A 568-nucleotide genomic window follows, 5' to 3' on the forward strand; every position below is an offset into this window, starting at 1 on the left:
CTCAGGTCGGCCCGTTAAGTTCCAGACCAAAGATTTTGATGAGCTTTTCTGGAAGATTGCGGATAAAAATCCTATGGACTACGGATTTCCATTTGCGCTGTGGACCCGTGAAATGATTCGGGAGTTTATCAAAAAGGAGTTCGGAGTTTCCATCAGCAAAGCCACTGTCGGTCGTCTTTTGAAAAAAATTGGTTTTTCGCCGCAGAAGCCTTTAAAAAAAGCCTGGCAGAGGGACGAAGACCGGGTAAAGGAATGGGTTCAAAACAAATTCCCGGAAATCAAGAAGCAAGCTGAAAAAGAGAATGCAAAAATCTTTTTTGCCGATGAATCAACCGTAAGATCAGACTACCACAGTGGGACGACCTGGGCTCCCACAGGAGTCACCCCCGTCGTTGAAAAAACGGGGGCTCGCTTTGGTATCAACATGGTTTCGGCTATCACTCCCTCGGGGGAACTCCGGTTCATGACCATTGATGGAAAAATGGATTCCGATAAGTTCATCTCATTTTTGAAACGTCTGATTTACAAAGCTGATTCTCCTGTCTTTCTCATTGTGGACGGGCATCCC

The 568-nt window shown here is 46.0% G+C and carries 1 protein-coding gene; it reads left to right on the forward strand.

Annotation, left to right across the window (positions count from 1 at the left end):
• Positions 1-568: IS630 family transposase (locus OOT00_RS16130; protein WP_265426449.1), on the forward strand; the 568-nt coding region annotated here is incomplete at both ends.

It is taken from the genome of Desulfobotulus pelophilus, from assembly GCF_026155325.1.
GTDB lineage: Bacteria > Desulfobacterota > Desulfobacteria > Desulfobacterales > ASO4-4 > Desulfobotulus > Desulfobotulus pelophilus.